This window comes from Bacillus sp. z33 (assembly GCF_058313615.1).
In genome coordinates this window covers 141,173-159,452 of record NZ_JBZFQN010000004.1, presented here as the reverse complement: position 1 = coordinate 159,452, position 18,280 = coordinate 141,173, and the positions used below count along the sequence as shown (strand labels likewise).

The window sequence follows — 18,280 nt, the reverse complement described above, 5'->3', positions numbered from 1 at the left end:
TGGGACAGCCTTATTCGGAATCTATTATAATTTCATTCTCTTATTTACCAATGAACATTTGTGTCCAGTAGTTTCCATTCTCTACAAAACCAATTCCAATATGAGTATAGCTTGAACTTAAAATATTTTTTCTATGGCCATCGCTATTCATCCATGCATTTACCACTTCTTCCGGTGTACGTTGTCCCATAGCGATATTTTCCGCTGCTGCTCTATATGAAATTCCGAACTGCTCCATCATATCAAATGGAGATCCGTAAGTTGGACTGGTATGGCTGAAATAATTATTCTTTTGCATATCCTCAGATTTTACACGTGCCACTTGGCTTAACTCTGTATCCAAAGTTAATGGTTCCAAGCCTTGCTTGGCACGCTCCGCATTGGTAAGCTCAAGAACTTCCTGCTCATACGCACTTACTTCATAATCGCTTGATTCAGTTTGATTAGAATCAGAATTATTTTCTTCAACTGTTGGAGTATTTGTATTTTGGTTATTTTCTTCTACCGAACCAGTTGCGCCGGAATTAGAATTCTGTTCTGTGTTATTACTATTCGGGCATTGAATAAATCCACCCGGGAATTTAATCATTCCTCCGTATATAACTTTATATGAAGTGGTTGTATTCGGTTTAGAAGATACACAGGCAGCCTCCGCACCTGTCATAGCTGTAAAAGATAGTGCCGCTGCTGCAGCAACTGTAACGATAAGCTTACGTTTCATCGATAAATCTCCTCCTGTCATGATGTTTGTTCAATCGACAACCATATCGTAACATGAGTTTTTTGTAATATTTGAACCATAAACTACCAGACAAGTAAAGATAGGATAATAGATATCCTTCTCAAATAGGAGATACCTATCTTAATATATTGATATATCAATAAACCCACTTATCATACTATTTTTACCAAATTATGATAATCAAGTCCCTCTTTTTGTAAAATTGCCACTTTCATCCTATAAAATAACTATTGACAGCATGTAAAAAACAGTGAATTCTTTACTAATACTACAAGCTTGTTACAAGCATTGCAGTTATTTTTAAATAACTAAATTACGTGTTCATATGGAACAGAAACACTATGATCAAGAGTATTGAATGGAGATTGCTAGACCACTGGTAGAAGGGGGATAAATCTCACACGCTTAGCTAAAGAATTGAATATCGAGGAAAGAACGTTGCACCACTTGGATGGATAATTAACAGGTTTGGTGATAGTTGCTCAAATACACGTGGGCTATCGCAGAAAGTACCCTTATCATAATTCATTTTAATTCAATAAAAGGGAGCAGATTATTACCTGCTCCCTACCAAATTGTCACCGCCGAAGTATCAATCTTTACATAATCAGTCGGAGAAGTAATTTCCAGCAATTTCGCTTTCCATGATTATCGATGATTTTTCACATAATTATACATAGCTTAATAGGACACCCTATTCCCCATTACTTGATATGCTTTGAATAGTTCATCACATTCTTTATGATCCACTTGGAGCAAATCATACGATAGCTTCCCATCAATCATTTTATAAAAAATATCATCTCTAAAACCGATCTTATCCGTATCTAATCGATCGCATCCATAATAAACCTTCGTTATGCCGGCCCAAAGTACGGCCCCTAAACACATTGGACAAGGTTCAGCCGTTGTATAAAGCTCTGCTCCAGATAAATCAAAGTGATTTATCTGACGGCATGCATCTTTAATGGCAACAATTTCTCCATGCATGGTTGGGTCAAGCTCCTTAATCACCCTGTTATGGCCCTTACCAATAATCGTTCCATCCTTGACTATGACAGCTCCAAACGGTCCGCCATGCCCTTGCTTGATTCCTTCGTATGCTTCTTCTACAGCAGCTTTCATATATGGATTCATACGTCTAACCCCCAATAATTGGTTTATCTAAGGATGTCGTATTTTATGTCTGTTTTTACTTTAGATCTATAGTATCACATGACGATTAATATTCCAGATATCACCTGATCAAAACACTTCACTACTTTATCCTGAAAAAGAGCCGGGGCTCTCCAAGTTCTGATATAGCCCTGACTCTTTTCCAGCTGAGATATAACTTTATTACACCTTACTTATTCTCCAATCTCCTTCGAGGATACCGCTTCACATACTTTTCTTATATTATCCGAACTAAATGTATATAAAGGCTTCTCCACTTGAAATACCTTTACTCCAATTAATAAGCAAGCCGGTAGATTAGAATTCTTTCAAACGGATTCTCTTCTGTTAGTACAATCTCTTTATACAATTCAAATGCCGTTTGATTATCTAAAAAGTAGATATAATCTTCAGATGGATAATACAATATCAAATTCACTTCACGGTATGTCTCTTCAACGGATAATAGAATACGATTAAGAACCTGCCGGAAAATTTGAATCGTAAAAGGATTAAAAAAATAGAATTTATTATCGGTTGGCTTAACTTCATACTCCTCAGCCAGACAACAGTAAAACTTAATACGCTCTTTCCCTTTGTAAGGATAGTTCTTGAGATTTTCCTCAGCTTCACTAATAAATTGCTCATTCATTTCTATCCCACTTACATAGGCCCCCGTTTTGTGGTGGATTAAGAAGTTCAGCCTCCCTTTTCCGCATCCAAAATCTACGACATGATCGTCGTATTTAATGTCATACTCATCCAATAATCTTTCCAAAATCCAATACGGCGTTGGTTCATATCTATGGTAATGAAAGGAACGATAAAAACCAGCTTGATTACCGACCGTATTTATATGTAATAAATCATCGTATTCTTTTTCTTTCATTATCTAACTCCCATTTTTCTTGTCTACCTTAATCCATTAGTTTAAGCCTTTTCGATACTGTTCGAAAGTCTTTTTCTATATAATAGACATCTTCAAATTTAATAACCCAGTATTCGCCTAAATCTCCACTTTTAAGTATATATTTTTACAATTTATTCTAACAATATAATTAAATGTTAATTTGTTCACAACTTTGTCAAAATTGAAGATTTCCATGTCTTCTTTTAGTTTCATATATTTGTAATTTTGAAACCCAGTTATTATATTGAAAATCAGGGGTATGGAAAATGTAAGAATTATACCTAAATAGCTACACGCAAGGGAAATAATAACTATTCCAGTGTGCAAATTTACATGAATTTCCCTTACATAGCTTAAACTTACTTACTACATTAGGAAGGGGAAAAATATGAATAAAAAATGGGCACTTTTGAGTTCCATGATGGCGTCTATTCTAATGCTAGCCGGATGTGACTGGGTTGTATTTGACACAAACGGTCCTGTAGCGAAAACGCAATCCAATGCCATTCTTTTCTCAATGGCGATGATGGCCGCCGTTGTAATAACAGTCTATGTACTTTTTATCGTTATTTTATATAAATACCGTGCATCCAAAACTCCAAAAGATTACGAGCCTCCTCATATGGAAGGCAGCAAAGCGCTCGAAATAACATGGACCGTAATACCGATTATCATTGTAGCCATTTTAGCAGTAGTTACAGTTAAAACTACATTTGAAGTGGAAAGTAAACCAAAAGGCTATGAAGATCAAAAACCACTTGTCATCTACGCTTCTTCTTCAAACTGGAAATGGCATTTCAGTTATCCGGAACAAGACATTGAGACGGTTAATTATGTAAATATCCCAGTTGATAGAGTCGTAGAATTTCGTCTATATTCATACGGACCAATTACAAGTTTCTGGATTCCGCAGCTTGGCGGGCAGAAATATGCCATGAGTGACATGGTAACAAAATTAAATTTCGTAGCTGAAACACCAGCTTCCATGATGGGTAGAAATGCAAACTTCAGTGGAGAAGGATATGCCCATATGGATTTTGAAGCATTATCTATGACTCAGGAAGATTTCGAAGAATGGGTTAACGATGTAAAAACAAACGAAGATAAGTTAACAGAAGAAAAATTTGAAAAACTGCTCGATACTGCACACGTCGGCAGAGAATCTTATTCTTCCACTCACTTGGATTTCAGTCCTCCACCTGAAGGACATCATCATGGTTCTGGTTCTGAACCATCTCCATCAAATGAGAGTAATGAAGCAGACAATACCTTTGATGAAGATACAGAAAAAGGAAATTCAGAACACGAAGATCATTCAAATCATTAAAATAAAGCTTTCTACAAGAAAGGAGTTGCAACCTTGGATTTGGATAAATTTTTAGTACACGGTGGCCCGTTAATCTATGGCGCAATGGTCAGTATTGTCGCTGTGTCCCTCGCTATCGTTATCGGCTTGACTTATTTTAAGAAATGGCGCTGGCTTAAGGATGAATGGCTTACCACTGTTGATCATAAACGTATTGGGGTTATGTATATTCTCTGTGCTTTAGTTATGTTATTCCGTGGCGGTGTCGATGGCTTATTAATGCGTGGGCAGTTGGCCAAGCCTGAAAATGGCTTGCTTGATGCACAGCATTATAACGAAATCTTTACAACGCATGGTGTTGTTATGATTTTGTTTATGGCTATGCCTTTTATTATCGGTTTAATGAATATTGTTGTGCCTCTTCAAATTGGGGCACGTGACGTTGCTTTTCCTTATTTAAACGCAATCAGCTTCTGGTTATTCTTTGCCGGAGCAATGCTCTTTAATATCTCTTTCGTTATTGGTGGATCACCGGATGCCGGCTGGTCAGCCTATTTCCCGCTTGCAGGTATTGAATTCAGCCCAACTGTTGGGAATAACTATTACAGTATTGCGATTCAGATTGCCGGTATTGGAACACTGCTGACTGGTGTTAACTTTATCGTTACGATTTTAAAAATGAGAGCACCTGGTATGACAATGTGGAAAATGCCAATGTTCACTTGGTCTATTTTAATCACTAGCATCATTATCGTTTTTGCGTTCCCTGTTCTAACAGTAGCTCTAGCGTTGATGATGTTTGACCGTTTGTTTTTCACACAATTTTTCACTATGCAAGATGGCGGAATGGATATGCTATGGGCCAACCTATTCTGGGTTTGGGGCCATCCAGAAGTATATATCGTTATTCTTCCTGCTTTTGGTATATTCAGTGAAGTTATTTCAACATTTTCAAGGAAAAATCTGTATGGCTATAAATCGATGGTATTCAGTATGCTTGCCATCTCTGCCCTATCCTTTACTGTATGGGTTCACCATTTCTATACAATGGGTCAGGGAGCAATGGCAAATAGCTTCTTCTCGATTACAACGATGTTAATTGCTGTACCGACAGGGGTTAAGATATTTAACTGGCTTCTTACGATGTATAAAGGGAAAATTGAAATCACCACACCAATGCTTTACGCCCTTGCTTTTATACCAATCTTCACCTTTGGTGGAGTGACAGGTGTTATGCTGGCAATGGCAAGTGCGGATTATCAATACCATAATACGATGTTCCTTGTAGCCCATTTCCACTATGTTTTAATACCAGGTACCGTGTTTGGCGTACTGGCGGGCATGTACTTCTGGTTCCCTAAAATATTTGGTTTCAAATTAGACGAGAAATTAGGAAAAATAGCATTCTGGATTATCTCTATTTCATTCAACGTTACATTCCTCCCTCTATTCGCATTGGGACTTAAAGGAATGAACCGTAGAATGTATACGTACTCTGAAGAAACTGGATATGGACCTTTGAACCTTATCGCATCAATAGGTGCTGCTGGTTTAGCAATTGGTTTCATCGTTCTTGTTTATAGCTTCTACTGGAGCTTCCGTTATGCTCCAAGATTAGCAGGAGACGCAGATCCATGGGGTGGCCGTACACTGGAATGGGCAACAAAAACTCCTGTTCCGGCATATAACTTTGCCATCACACCGGAAGTAGACTCTGTAGATTCCTGGTGGGATCATAAAAAAGGTACACATAATCTGTTTACACGGAAAATTGAAGAAATACACATGCCAAATAGTGACTTTAAGCCGTTTCTCATGGCTGTATGCTTCTTCTTCTGGGGATTCTTCATGGTATTCAGTATGTGGATTCCGGCGATTATCACGGCACTTCCAATTATTTATTTAATGTTTGCACGTTCCTTCAACGATGATCATGGATTCCATATATCTGTTGGAGAAATTGAAGAAGAAGAAAGAAAATTGCGAGGTGAGACAAAATGAAAATAGATGCCTCTCAACCACTGGAATATAGCACTGAACAAAATCAGCTTAAAATATTAGGCTTCTGGATTTTCCTTGGAGCCGAGATTGTCTTATTTGCTACACTGTTTACTGTCTACTTAGTACTTGAAAATCGTACGGGAGACGGACCTGCCGGGAGCGATATCTTCGCTCTTGGGGGAGTTTTAGCTGAAACGTTTATTCTTTTGGCAAGTAGCTTTACGATTGGAATTGCTATTCACGCTATGCGTATGGGCATGAAAAAAGCAATGATGGTTATGTTCTCGATTACGCTTGTCCTTGGATTAGCTTTCCTGGGTATTGAGATTTACGAGTTCTTCCATTATGTACACGAAGGAGCATCCATCCAAACAAGTGGCTTTACGTCAGCATTGCTTACATTGCTTGGAACACACGGGGCTCACGTAACTGGTGGGATTCTGTGGGGAATTGCAATTCTGATTCAAGTAAGCAGACGCGGGATCAATCACCTTACAGCTAACAAAGCATTTATTTTTTCTCTGTACTGGCACTTCCTGGACGTTGTCTGGATTTTCATCTTCAGCTTCGTCTACCTGAAAGGACTGATGTAAAATGGCTAAGTTATTCCCTAAAGAGCATATCATTGGATTTTTATCATCCATCGCTCTGACAGTGGCAGCATTATTAGTTCTTTTCCTGGATGTATCATTCGGAATTAAAATGGCTATTTTGCTTATCACTGCTTGCCTTCAAGCAAGTTTACAACTTTTCCTATTCATGCATATCAATGAATCCAAGGAAAGAAGGACACTTTATACCAATATCCTTTATGCATTATTTGTAGCCGCAGTTACCATCTTCGGTTCCATGTTCGTCTTGCTTTGGGATTGGTGAAATACAAAACCTAAATGAAACGGACAGTGAGTTTATTCTCTCTGTCCGTTTTTCTATTTACGAGTTTGCTTTAGTCAGAGAACCCATTCCTTCCCCGTCTTCCTTGTTGGTTTTCTTTATCATAAATAAATGATAATGAATCAGTAGAAATAATCTTCGTTTTCCAAATTATCTTCCAACACCAAGCATGCTTCTATAAACTACCATGTATTCATTTAAAAAATTCTTTTATGATGGAACTATATGACACAGGAGTGATTGTATGAAAATATCTCTAATAAATAAAGAAGGCATCATAAAAGAGACGAAGCTTGGCTTCAGCTGGACCACTCTATTTTTTGGAATTTTCCCTGCATTGCTGCGCAAGGATTATAAATGGGCTACGATTATGCTTTTAATATCCATCACGATTAATCTTTTTGCATTTGGATTAGGCGCACTGCTAACAAGCGCTATATTTGCCTTTATCTATAATAAAATCTATATAAAAAATCTACTTACAAACGGCTACCGCCCTGTATATGCTACAGATCGGGAAATATTGATAAAAAAACAGCTGTTAGCCGCTTAAAGTTATGATGGTCCCAATTAGCTCAAAGTTTTGTATTTGGCTTAAGGGACCATTTCTTTAACATTTCACCCATTCCTCTATTTTCATTGGAAAAACCTATTGATCACCTCAACCACTCTTCCTATCCATCTAATCTCACAAAAAAAATAAATCTACAACGAGTGATTGACAAAAATATTGCCACCTTATAGAATAAAACAGCTGCTCATTTATATAGACCAGTCATTATATTTGAAAAGAGGGATTCCATGTGAGTGCAAAAATGGACTCGCGTCAAAAAATTTTAGAGGCAGCTACTCGCCTTTTTAACATACAGGGATATCATGCGACAGGCTTAAACCAAATTCTGAAGGAAAGCGGTGCACCTAAAGGATCTTTATATTATCATTTTCCGGATGGTAAAGAGCAACTGGCCGTGGAAGCAGTCAACAGAATGTCCGTTCAAATTGAAGATGATATTAAACTCGCAATGAATCAGTATGATCATGTTTTAGAGGCCTTACAATATCATATTGATAAAATCGCTAAACATTTCAATGAGAATGACCTTTTTGAAGGTTTACCAATTGGACTATTGGCAGCAGAAACATCCTTAATGAGCGAACCTTTACGCAAAGCGTGTAAATCTGCATTCGAATGCTGGGAATCACTTTATTATGACAAAATGATTCAAGATGGCTTTGAACCAGAAAAAGCGTTCCGTTTAAGTATGCTAGTAAACTCCATGATAGAAGGAGCCATCACTCGCTCGTTAACCAATAAAAATGGCCAGCCTTTACTAAATGTTTCTGAATGTCTGCCCGATATAATAAAGAAATAAGCAAATAAAAATGCATAATCCTTAATCTGCTTATTATATAGACTGGTCTAGTAATGATACATAATGAAAGGGGAATATTATTTGAGTAATTATCAAGCTGCAAATTTAGAAAACAAACAAATTAAGCCACTTCCAATTGTGATTGCTATTATGATTGGTGCCTTTATTGGACTCTTTAGTGAAACGGCCTTAAATATGGCTTTTACAAACATTATGGATGACTTTCACATTGGTCCCCATGTTGTTCAATGGTTAACAACCGGATATTTACTTGTACTGGGGATTCTTGTGCCTGTAACAGCATTATTGCTCCAATGGTTTACTACTAAGCAACTATTTAGCGCATCCCTCATTTTTTCAATCGCAGGAACATTAGTAGGAGCTATGGCACCTAACTTTGCCATTCTTCTATTAGCCCGTGTCATTCAGGCTATAGGAACAGGTCTCTTACTACCGTTAATGACAAACGTTATTATGGTTATATACCCGCCTCATAGACGAGGAACAATTATGGGGATGATGGGGCTTGTCATTATGTGTGCACCCGCTGTCGGTCCCACTCTTTCAGGATTGATCGTAGATAGCCTGAGCTGGCAAGCGATTTTCTGGATTTGCTTACCTTTACTTATCTTTACGTTCATATTTGGTCTCATTTATATGCAGAACGTATCAACAATCACGAAACCAAAAATAGATATTCTCTCCATTATTCTGTCATCCATTGGTTTTGGAGGAATCGTCTTTGGATTTAGCAGTGCCGGAGAGGGTGCTGGCTCATGGAGCGACCCAGCTGTTCTTTTACCGATCATTGTTGGGGCACTCAGCCTTATCCTATTTTCTTTCCGCCAGTTTAAAATGGAACAGCCAATGCTTAATTTACGCGTATTTAAGTTCCCTATGTTCTCCATTGGACTTTTAATGGTATTCCTGGGAATGATGATCATTTTATCCTCAGCGATTTTATTGCCTATGTACCTAAAGGGCGGACTGTTATTGCCAGCTCTAGCAGCCGGCCTTGTCTTATTGCCCGGTGGAATTGTGAATGGAATCATGTCTCCAATTACGGGTAAATTATTTGATACGTTTGGACCGAAATACTTAGTTATTCCCGGTTTTATCTTAACAACAATAATTACTTACTTATTTACAAATATATCAACCGAAACTACACAATTAACGGTCATCATCATGCACACATGCATGTTTATCGGAGTTGCCATGATTATGATGCCTTCGCAAACAAACGGGTTAAACCAATTGCCAAGACAGTTTTATCCTGATGGAGCTGCCGTCATGAATACCCTTCAGCAAATTGCAGGAGCGATTGGAACTGCCGTTGCTGTCAGCATCATGTCAGCTGGCCAGGCAAGCTATATGGCTACTGCAGATCCTACTAATCCACTTGCTGTCTCTGAAGCTATGACAGCAGGTGTGCAAAACGCCTTTCTATTTGCGTTTATTGCCTCCATTATTGGATTGGTAGTATCCTTCTTCATCAAACGCGTGGATGTTTAAAAGTGAATAAAATAAGAGGATGGCATTTGCCATCCTCTTATTTTATAAATCTAAAAACATAATAAAATCTCTCTCGTAAATCCTGTCTTTTTCGCTTCACATCGGTCCTGTATGCTTAATCCAGCTTCCTTCATCATGCTATCGATCCGTTCCCCTGTCACAACTACTACCCTGTCTGCGATGCGATTTGCATGCTTTAAAATCGATAATTGTTCTTCAGAAGTCGCTGTATGGCATAAATTATAGGGTAAATCAACGATAGCTGCATCATAGTGCTCCGTAATTTCCTCAATTGCACCTATTTTAATATCACAGCTATATCCAAAATGAGCTACATTTTCCCTGGCTCCGATAGCTGGCAAGGGCTTGATATCACGTCCACAAATCGTAATTCCCATTGATAGGGCCTCTACCAATACATTTCCAATGCCACAGCATGGGTCAATCGCTTTGATACCATCTGGATTGGGAATCGCAATATTAACAACTGCCCTTGCCATTCTAGTACTGAGAGCTGTCGAATACTCACGTGGTTTCTTTTGATGATGCAACCAAACCGCTTCATTTTTTTCATAAATCCCTACATACCATTTACCACCGCAAGTAATGATGCCGAGAACAATATCCGGCTTTTCCAAATTAGCTTCAGCCTGGATTTGCAATCCTATTTCACGTTCAATCTCTCTTCGACGAATGAAGCTTACTTTATCTTCTAAATCATTCGTTTTCACAAATATCGTTTTAAATGTCTGATCAGGGAAGGATAACTCGCCTGCCTTCTGATAAATCGTCTCCAAACTGTCCCCTTCAATGAGAATCTCTATTCTTTCCCTGATAAAGGGGCTTCTGCTTGGATTGATTTTTTTTGGACTTTTAAATACGAGATTTTCAGGATTCGAATTAAACAGTGCCCTGAATTCCATTTTACATAGAGGTTCATCCTCTGAACTGCATCCATACGTATAGATATAAATTGGCTTCACCAATCCTATTCCTTATATTCTTTAGAACAATCACTTAAATAGATTAACAGGCTTATTATAAAGTATTTTAATAGGAAACGAAAATATCATACATATAGTAATGCATATACATCACTTGAAGTAATCTTAAAAATGATTATTGAAGTAGATTATGAATCATGAGGTGTAAGTAACCCTTAAGCCATTGGATGTAAAGATCAGCTGTGCTCCTGGTATACAGAAGCATGTAGCATTGCCAGAAATCCCCCACACTTTAATGATTTATTTCTTTTAAAACATATAAAAAAACAGGTAGAGAAAACTATTTGTTCCTCTACCTGTTCTAATTTTACATATGATGATGCAGTTCCTTCTCTGATTGCTTGATCAACTTTGCTTGTGGAATTTTGGATAGATTAATCCATTTAATGATGGAAGCCACCATAATGACGAGACCCAATCCAAGCATGATAATAGATAGAATACCATTTAAGACATTATATCCACCGGCATCTGGATTTAAATATACATTCTTAATCATCCAGTATCCCCCGACATTAACCGTTACATATAGATAGGCCAATGGAATTAAACAAGTTAGCATATACCAGCGTTTCTCTGCGATTTTCAAAACAACGGTGGCTCCTACTATCAATCCTATGGAGGCCATCAATTGGTTGGAAACCCCAAACAGAGCCCAGACGGAACTGATATCTCCAGAGAATAATAGATATCCCCAAATAAAGCAGGCCAGTGCACTAGCAAAAATATTAGCTCCGACAGAATCTGTTCGCTTAAGCGGTTTGATAAAGTCTCCAAAGAAATCCTGGATGAGATAACGGGCAACCCTGGTACCTGAATCAATCGCCGTTAAAATAAATACCGCTTCGAACAGGATTACAAATTGATAGAAGTAGGAAGCCAGGTTTTGGAAGAATGGTACACTGGTAAAGATTTCTGTCATACCGACAGCAAGGGTTACTGCACCACCTGTTCTTCCTTCCAAGTCCATATCTACTGCTTCTTCCAATCTATTTAAATGGACTGTTTCCATTCCTAATGTAGAATAGACTTCAGGAGTAGAATTAATTGCAAAATAATCGCCAGGCTGAAGAGCAACAGCTGCAATTAATGCCATAATGGCTACCAAACATTCTACTAACATTGCACCAAAAGCTATACCTTTGATATCCCTCCAACGGCTAACCATTTTAGGTGTGGTTCCTGACCCAACAAAAGCATGGAATCCCGAGATCGCTCCACAAGCTATCGTAATCGAAATAAACGGCCAAACCGGACCGGCCACAATTGGACCGCCCCCATTTATGAAGTCAGGAATAATGGCCGGGAACTCAACAGAAGGGTTAACAATAAATACGCCAATGATGAGTGCGGCGAAAACGCCAATTTTCATAAATGTACTTAAATAATCACGTGGTGCAAGCAATAGCCAAACAGGAAGAGCTGCGGCGAAAAATGCATAGACTGGTAAAATAATAGCAAGAGTGCTTTTTTCAAGTGTTAAGAAATCGCCCAACCACGTCCCCTGAATTTGAGGTCCAAAGAAAATAGCAGCCATAATTAAGATAAAACCAACTGTCGTAGGAATTTTTAAGTTTCCTGTTTTCTTATGATAGATTCCCACTAACATCGCAATCGGTATTGTAATCCCTACTGCAAATGTCCCCCATGGGTTTCTTTCCAGTGCTCCAAGTACAACCAATGACAAACCTGCCATCGTAATCGTAATAATGAATAGCATGGCCAAGCCCGTACAAAATCCCGCTACAGGTCCAAGTTCTTCTTTTGCTACCTCAGATAATGATTTACCATCCCGGCGCATAGAGGCAAAAAGAACAACTGTATCATGAACAGCTCCTCCGATTACCGCTCCAACAAGTAACCAAATCAATCCAGGTAAATAACCAAACTGAGCTGCCAGAATTGGACCAACCAATGGTCCGGCAGCAGCAATGGCTGCAAAATGATGTCCAAATACAACCCATTTATTGGTCGGCACATAGTCCTGCCCATCCTCAAATTTTTCTGCTGGTGTTGGCGTATCATCAGATAACTTCAAAACTTTGTTTGCCATAAACGTCCCATACAGACGGTAGGCGATTAAAAGGATGCAGATAGAACCAATCACTATAGTAATTGCATTCATTTTACTATTCCCTCCTCTTTTTATGTATCTATTAATTGAGACTAATTCTAACCAATGCCACCCTCCCATGTATTCAATCTTTCCATCCTCTAATAAATCGTCTGCTAACATTTTCATTATATTGTAAAATTTGAGAAAAATAAAAAGAAAGCCCTTTCTTAATGAGGCAAATTCATTGGGTACGATTTTATCTTTAAAAGCCTTGACATGCTTTAGTATGAAATTATATTCTTGACTCTATGACTCTGTTAATGTTCAAGAATACTTAGCACTCCTCTCCCTTTAGCGACATCAGTCAAGTTTCTTTCAGAAAACCAAACCTTTCCTGGTTGTCACTTACTCGGAGTTCTGCAAGCCTATTAAACATCAACAGTTCTAATATAGAAAATCTTCAACAAGGAGAATCATTATGTGGTTTATTTTTTCACTTCTAACAGCATTAGCCTGGGGCGGTGCTGACCTATTTTACAAAAAAGGAACAGATAGCAATGACAAGTACAGCCATATAAAAATTATAATCATGGTTGGTCTTGTAATGGGAATTCATGCAACTGCCTATATGATTATAAAAGATATACAGTTTAATCCAATGGATATGATTAAATATTTGCCTGTATCTGCTTTATACATCCTATCCATGGCATTTGGATATATTGGTTTGCGCTATATTGAATTGTCCATCGCTTCACCGATACAGAATTCATCAGGTGCCGTAACAAGTATTCTGCTTTTCATCTTTTTCACTCATGAGCTGAGTATCCTGGAAGTACTCGGGATTATCATCATCACTCTAGGGATTGTCGGAATTGCCGTTCTGGAAAAAAGAGCAGAAGATGAAGCACGTCTACTGAATTCTGAGCATATCGATAAAAAATATCAAATCGGTTTTTTGGCCATCATCTTCCCGATTTTATATTGTATTATTGATGGGCTTGGTACCTTTGCGGATGCCATCTATCTGGATGAATTAAAATTAATCAGCGAAAATTCAGCGTTATTAGCTTATGAATATACCTTTTTCATCTGCGCAGCTGTATCCTTTATCTATCTGCGTTTTATCAAGAAGGAATCCTTCCATGTATTTAAAGAACGGGATAAAGGTATCGCAGCTATTTTGGAAACGGTTGGGCAATTCTTCTATGTTTTTGCCTTGTCATCAGGAAATGCCATTATCGCGGCACCTTTAATTGCATCTTACAGTATCTTTTCAGTCATCCTGTCACGAATCTTCCTAAAAGAGAAGCTGACAAAAAAACAATACATGATCATCGCATTTGTCATTTTCGGTATTATCCTGCTTGGAATTGCGGATGAATTGTAGATTTAAAAAAGTATGTAATTCCGTTCTTGTACGAGCATATCAAGGACCAAATCTTCATTGATTTGGTCTTTTTGTTATGCCCTCCTTCCCTTAACCATAAAAAGAAAAGTATTCAACCGCTCTTCCTATGAATCTGGTAGTATTCTCTTTTGATTTCAAATCCCTTGTTTTGTATCTAATTAATTCGTTTCATCCTTTGGTAATCCAAAAGTCTCATTCTATTTAATAGACACAATCCATCCCCTTCTTTTTTCCTTATATAAAGCTTTAAATGCAATTTACCTATATTTTATTTTTACATAGTTTTTATTTTGGAATGGCCTTTGAAGTTTACTTTACAACATCCTCTATAATCACGGTTTCATCAGATTAAACAACTACCTGCAATACGTTTGACAACATATTAATTTAGTGATAGCATTTTTGTCATATCATTTTTCTGAAATTTTATTAAAAATTTAATATAGCATGCATTGATCGCTGTGGATAAAACTATAGCGGGAGCAGCTTCTGGAGAGACTGTATATTTACAGCGCCGAAGGATTCACAATCTCAGGCAAAAGGACAGAAAGGTAACGATTTTTGTTATTTTAGCCCTTTTAGAGATTGGAGACTACCAATCTCTTTTTTTATTGTCCAATCATCAATCGTGAGGTGGGACATTGCATCTAAATAAAGAGAAAGTATGACAATTATCTATTTTACTAGGTGCCTGTTTTAGACATCTAAGAATAAACGGGGGCATGCAACTTGGCTAAACAAGAGTTAAAAAGAGACTTGAAAAATCGTCATGTACAACTGATTGCAATAGGGGGTACTATTGGTACCGGCTTATTTTTAGGTTCCGGAAAATCGATACATTTAGCCGGTCCTTCCATTATTTTTTCTTATTTGATTATAGGGATTGCTTTATTTTTTGTGATGAGAGCCTTAGGAGAATTACTTTTATCCAATTCAGGCTATACGTCCTTCATTGATTTTGCTGCTGAATATCTTGGCCCCTGGGCTGGATTTGTAACTGGCTGGACGTATTGGTTCTGCTGGATTATGACGGCCATGGCTGATATTATCGCTGTTGGGTTATATACACAATACTGGTTTGATATCCCGCAATGGGTACCTGCCATCATCTGTTTAGTGATTCTTTTAGGATTAAATCTTTTGACCGTCAAACTCTTTGGTGAGTTAGAATTCTGGTTTGCCATTATAAAGGTCGTCACTATTGTTGCACTTATTATCATAGGAATCGTACTCCTTGTGATTGGTTTTGAAACGGATAGCGGAACTGTTTCTATTTCTAATCTTTGGAATCATGGCGGCATGTTCCCGAATGGAATATCGGGGTTCTTACTATCTCTGCAAATGGTTGTCTTCTCCTTTGTAGGAGTTGAACTTATTGGTGTATCAGCTGCTGAAACAGCTAATCCGCGAAAGAACATTCCATCTGCTATCAACAAAATACCCGTTCGGATCTTGCTGTTTTATGTAGGTGCTTTATTTGTAATTTTATGCATAAACCCTTGGGATCAATTAAGTGCAACAAGCAGTCCATTTGTGGGGGTATTTGCCTTAATCGGTATTCCAATGGCAGCGGGTATCATTAACTTTGTTGTCTTAACTTCTGCAGCCTCTGCTTCAAACAGCGGACTATTCTCAACCAGCCGTATTCTTTACAATTTAAGCAATAACAAAGAAGCGCCTGAAAATTTTTCTAAATTAAATAAACATCATGTACCTAGTCATGCATTATTTACTTCTACAATTGTAGTTTCAATAGGTGCACTGCTTAGTAAGCTGATACCAGAGCAGGCTTTTACAATCGTTACAACAATCAGCGCTATCTGTTTTATTTGGGTATGGAGCATTATTTTGATTTCCCATATTAGATATGTCAAAACAAGGCCTGATTTAAGAGCTTCAACTACATTTAAAGCTCCATTAACACCAGTTATAAATTACGTGATACTGGGTATGTTTGCTTTCATATTAATCGTGATGCTCTTTGCTGCAGAAACACGTTTATCCATGTTGTTGACACCATTATGGTTTATCTTATTGATTGCTTTATATAACTTTCAGAAAAAGAAGAGATCAAGATAATAGCTCATTAATAATAATGCACTCTAATTGTTAAGTATGATCAAACAATTAGAGTGCATTTTTTATCATATACACTGTATGAACGACCAGCAGTCAGTGACTTAATGAAAATTGAGCCCGGCACGATACCAAACTCAGTTAAAATAGTTTAAAGATCTATTTCCTTTATTTATCATTCTCTAGTTGCTCCTTATTCTGCGGTATAATCGCTGTGAAAGGATCGAGATCCACTGTATCTAAAAATAAATTAAAATTAAATTCCAGAATGGCATGATTTTTTGATCGATATCCCCTTCATATACAACTTTTTCACTTAAAATCAAACCAGGATGTTAAATACGTTTTCTATGTACTAAGCCCTCTTAAATCCAATAAAAAGTATAAAAAAAGCAGCCTTACATCCGAATGAATGGAATGTAAGGCTGCCAAAATTTTATTGTATAAAAGGATATTGATTGGAATTATTCGTGTTTGTGCATATCGATGACCATACGGCCTTGGATCTTACCTGCTTCCATTTCTTCAAAAATATCATTTACTTCATGCAGGCATCTTGTTTCTACGATTGGCACTACTTTGCCCTCTGCTCCAAATTGGAAAGCTTCTTCTAAATCTTTACGTGTACCTACTAAGGATCCAACGATTTGAATACCATCCAATACGGTTTTCACAATAGCCAAATCCATTGTTTCAGGAGGTAATCCTACTGCAACAACTTTAGCAGTGGCACGTACAGAGTTTACAGCTTGGTTAAAAGCAACTTTGGAAACAGCTGTTACGACAGCAGCATGAGCTCCGCCAACTTTTTCTTGGATCCACTCACCTGCATCACCATCAGTTAATGGGTTACATACAAGGTCTGCTCCCACTTCTTTAGATAATGCCAATTTATCATCATTAATATCCACCGCAATTACTTTTGCATTGAATACATTTTTTGCATATTGGATAGCAAGGTTACCTAAGCCACCACAGCCATAGATAGCAATCCATTGACCTGGTTTAATATCAGAAACTTTGATCGCTTTGTAGCAAGTTACACCTGCGCAAGTAATACTGCTTGCTTGTGCCGGATCTAACCCTTCAGGTACTTTAACCGCATAGTCCGCATCGACGATACATTGTTCAGCCATCGCTCCATCAACTGTGAAGCCAGCATTTTGTACGCTGCGGCAGAAAGTTTCATTTCCTGTCACACAGTATTCGCAAGTTCCGCATCCTTTATAGAACCAGGCAATGCTGACACGATCTCCTACTTTTAAACTTGTCACATCGTCTGCAATTTCTTTTACAATACCGATTCCTTCATGCCCAGGAATTCTTCCCGGAACTTCACCAAAATCACCTTTTGCTACATGCAAATCTGTATGACATACTCCGCAATATTCTACATCAACTAAAGCTTGACCGGGTTGTAATTTAGGTAATTCCTTTTCAACAATTTCCACTTTACCAGGATTCTTTGCACTCACTACAGCTGCTTTCATTCCAATCATTCCTCCGTATGTATATTAGATTGCTCAATGTTTCACATACTTATTGTAATTGTGTTTATTCGCAAAAGCAATACATATTTAATAATTTTATATAATCAGATTATTATATAAATACATTTCGAACTATCAGATAAAGTTAGAAAATATGAAATATGAGTATCACAAGTTCTGAACTTAAATAAACAAACTCAAGAAGTTAGACTTTTAGCTCTAACTTCCTGAGTTTCATAATCAGAGTTCCGGTTTTATCGGTCCTTTTTAAAATAATCGTATATTTCTAATTTGATTTTTTTAAGTTAAATAATAGCTCTCCAATTTTATGCTTTTAAATAGCTTAC

At 37.6% G+C, this 18,280-nt stretch carries 15 protein-coding genes and 1 riboswitch; of the genes, 9 read left to right on the top strand and 6 right to left on the bottom strand.

All coding sequences use genetic code 11. From position 1 onward, the window contains the following. Positions 1-40: 40 nt before the first annotated feature. From AC4G3L_RS15380 to AC4G3L_RS15370, 3 genes are all read right to left on the bottom strand, one after another. A complete protein-coding gene (locus AC4G3L_RS15380; RefSeq protein ID WP_491077872.1) occupies positions 41-721 on the bottom strand; it encodes a CAP domain-containing protein in 681 nt (226 codons plus the stop codon). Between the two features lie 702 nt (positions 722-1,423). Beyond that, the gene (locus AC4G3L_RS15375; protein WP_491077871.1) at positions 1,424-1,879 is read right to left on the bottom strand and encodes a nucleoside deaminase; all 456 of its coding nucleotides are present in this window, start codon (positions 1,877-1,879) and stop codon (positions 1,424-1,426) included. Between the two features lie 316 nt (positions 1,880-2,195). Continuing rightward, positions 2,196-2,786 carry a class I SAM-dependent methyltransferase gene (locus tag AC4G3L_RS15370; RefSeq protein WP_491077870.1) on the bottom strand — a complete coding sequence of 197 codons (591 nt, stop codon included), beginning with the start codon at positions 2,784-2,786 and terminating at the stop codon, positions 2,196-2,198. Between the two features lie 409 nt (positions 2,787-3,195). Between AC4G3L_RS15370 and qoxA the strand changes: the two genes are divergently transcribed. From qoxA to AC4G3L_RS15335, 7 genes are all read left to right on the top strand, one after another. Beyond that, complete coding sequence (gene qoxA / locus AC4G3L_RS15365) at positions 3,196-4,134, top strand: cytochrome aa3 quinol oxidase subunit II (RefSeq protein WP_491077869.1); 939 nt, start codon at positions 3,196-3,198, stop codon at positions 4,132-4,134. A gap of 33 nt (positions 4,135-4,167) precedes the next feature. Beyond that, positions 4,168-6,114, top strand: coding sequence for a cytochrome aa3 quinol oxidase subunit I (gene qoxB / locus AC4G3L_RS15360; RefSeq protein WP_491077868.1), 1,947 nt, complete (start codon positions 4,168-4,170; stop codon positions 6,112-6,114). Then, positions 6,111-6,707 carry a cytochrome aa3 quinol oxidase subunit III gene (qoxC, locus tag AC4G3L_RS15355; protein ID WP_491077867.1) on the top strand — a complete coding sequence of 199 codons (597 nt, stop codon included), beginning with the start codon at positions 6,111-6,113 and terminating at the stop codon, positions 6,705-6,707. The genes qoxB and qoxC overlap by 4 nt, the downstream gene beginning before the upstream one ends. A gap of 1 nt (position 6,708) precedes the next feature. Then, a complete protein-coding gene (gene qoxD, locus AC4G3L_RS15350; RefSeq protein WP_491077866.1) occupies positions 6,709-6,990 on the top strand; it encodes a cytochrome aa3 quinol oxidase subunit IV in 282 nt (93 codons plus the stop codon). Between the two features lie 262 nt (positions 6,991-7,252). Further along, positions 7,253-7,561, top strand: coding sequence for a DUF2628 domain-containing protein (locus AC4G3L_RS15345; protein ID WP_491077865.1), 309 nt, complete (start codon positions 7,253-7,255; stop codon positions 7,559-7,561). Positions 7,562-7,823: 262 nt separating this feature from the next. Next, positions 7,824-8,381: a TetR/AcrR family transcriptional regulator gene (locus AC4G3L_RS15340; protein WP_491077974.1), complete on the top strand. Its 558-nt coding sequence runs from the start codon at positions 7,824-7,826 to the stop codon at positions 8,379-8,381. Positions 8,382-8,462: 81 nt separating this feature from the next. After that, positions 8,463-9,896 carry a DHA2 family efflux MFS transporter permease subunit gene (locus AC4G3L_RS15335; protein ID WP_491077864.1) on the top strand — a complete coding sequence of 478 codons (1,434 nt, stop codon included), beginning with the start codon at positions 8,463-8,465 and terminating at the stop codon, positions 9,894-9,896. Positions 9,897-9,946: 50 nt separating this feature from the next. On the opposite strand, the gene AC4G3L_RS15330 is transcribed toward AC4G3L_RS15335, so the two are convergent. After that, positions 9,947-10,819 carry a TRM11 family SAM-dependent methyltransferase gene (locus AC4G3L_RS15330; RefSeq protein ID WP_491077973.1) on the bottom strand — a complete coding sequence of 291 codons (873 nt, stop codon included), beginning with the start codon at positions 10,817-10,819 and terminating at the stop codon, positions 9,947-9,949. A 388-nt stretch (positions 10,820-11,207) separates the two neighbouring features. Beyond that, positions 11,208-13,025, bottom strand: a complete 1,818-nt coding sequence (locus tag AC4G3L_RS15325) for a carbon starvation CstA family protein (RefSeq protein WP_491077863.1) — start codon at positions 13,023-13,025, stop codon at positions 11,208-11,210. Positions 13,026-13,434: 409 nt separating this feature from the next. On the opposite strand from AC4G3L_RS15325, the gene AC4G3L_RS15320 reads away from it, so the two are divergent. Both AC4G3L_RS15320 and AC4G3L_RS15315 read left to right on the top strand, forming a co-directional pair. After that, positions 13,435-14,346, top strand: coding sequence for a DMT family transporter (locus AC4G3L_RS15320; RefSeq protein ID WP_491077862.1), 912 nt, complete (start codon positions 13,435-13,437; stop codon positions 14,344-14,346). A 500-nt stretch (positions 14,347-14,846) separates the two neighbouring features. Continuing rightward, positions 14,847-14,924, top strand: a riboswitch (glycine riboswitch). A gap of 172 nt (positions 14,925-15,096) precedes the next feature. Further along, positions 15,097-16,446: an amino acid permease gene (locus AC4G3L_RS15315; protein WP_491077861.1), complete on the top strand. Its 1,350-nt coding sequence runs from the start codon at positions 15,097-15,099 to the stop codon at positions 16,444-16,446. Between the two features lie 461 nt (positions 16,447-16,907). Here the strand turns inward: AC4G3L_RS15315 and adhP are convergent, their stop codons facing one another. Further along, positions 16,908-17,933, bottom strand: coding sequence for an alcohol dehydrogenase AdhP (gene adhP / locus AC4G3L_RS15310; protein ID WP_491077860.1), 1,026 nt, complete (start codon positions 17,931-17,933; stop codon positions 16,908-16,910). Positions 17,934-18,280 lie beyond the last annotated feature (347 nt).

Coding starts and splice junctions, on each gene's coding strand:
- AC4G3L_RS15380 (WP_491077872.1), bottom strand. CDS start 721: ATGAAACGTAAGCTTATCGTTACAGTTGCTGCAGCAGCGGCACTATCT.
- AC4G3L_RS15375 (WP_491077871.1), bottom strand. CDS start 1,879: ATGAATCCATATATGAAAGCTGCTGTAGAAGAAGCATACGAAGGAATC.
- AC4G3L_RS15370 (WP_491077870.1), bottom strand. CDS start 2,786: ATGAAAGAAAAAGAATACGATGATTTATTACATATAAATACGGTCGGT.
- qoxA (WP_491077869.1), top strand. CDS start 3,196: ATGAATAAAAAATGGGCACTTTTGAGTTCCATGATGGCGTCTATTCTA.
- qoxC (WP_491077867.1), top strand. CDS start 6,111: ATGAAAATAGATGCCTCTCAACCACTGGAATATAGCACTGAACAAAAT.
- qoxD (WP_491077866.1), top strand. CDS start 6,709: ATGGCTAAGTTATTCCCTAAAGAGCATATCATTGGATTTTTATCATCC.
- AC4G3L_RS15345 (WP_491077865.1), top strand. CDS start 7,253: ATGAAAATATCTCTAATAAATAAAGAAGGCATCATAAAAGAGACGAAG.
- AC4G3L_RS15340 (WP_491077974.1), top strand. CDS start 7,824: ATGGACTCGCGTCAAAAAATTTTAGAGGCAGCTACTCGCCTTTTTAAC.
- AC4G3L_RS15330 (WP_491077973.1), bottom strand. CDS start 10,819: ATGGAATTCAGGGCACTGTTTAATTCGAATCCTGAAAATCTCGTATTT.
- AC4G3L_RS15325 (WP_491077863.1), bottom strand. CDS start 13,025: ATGAATGCAATTACTATAGTGATTGGTTCTATCTGCATCCTTTTAATC.
- AC4G3L_RS15320 (WP_491077862.1), top strand. CDS start 13,435: ATGTGGTTTATTTTTTCACTTCTAACAGCATTAGCCTGGGGCGGTGCT.
- adhP (WP_491077860.1), bottom strand. CDS start 17,933: ATGAAAGCAGCTGTAGTGAGTGCAAAGAATCCTGGTAAAGTGGAAATT.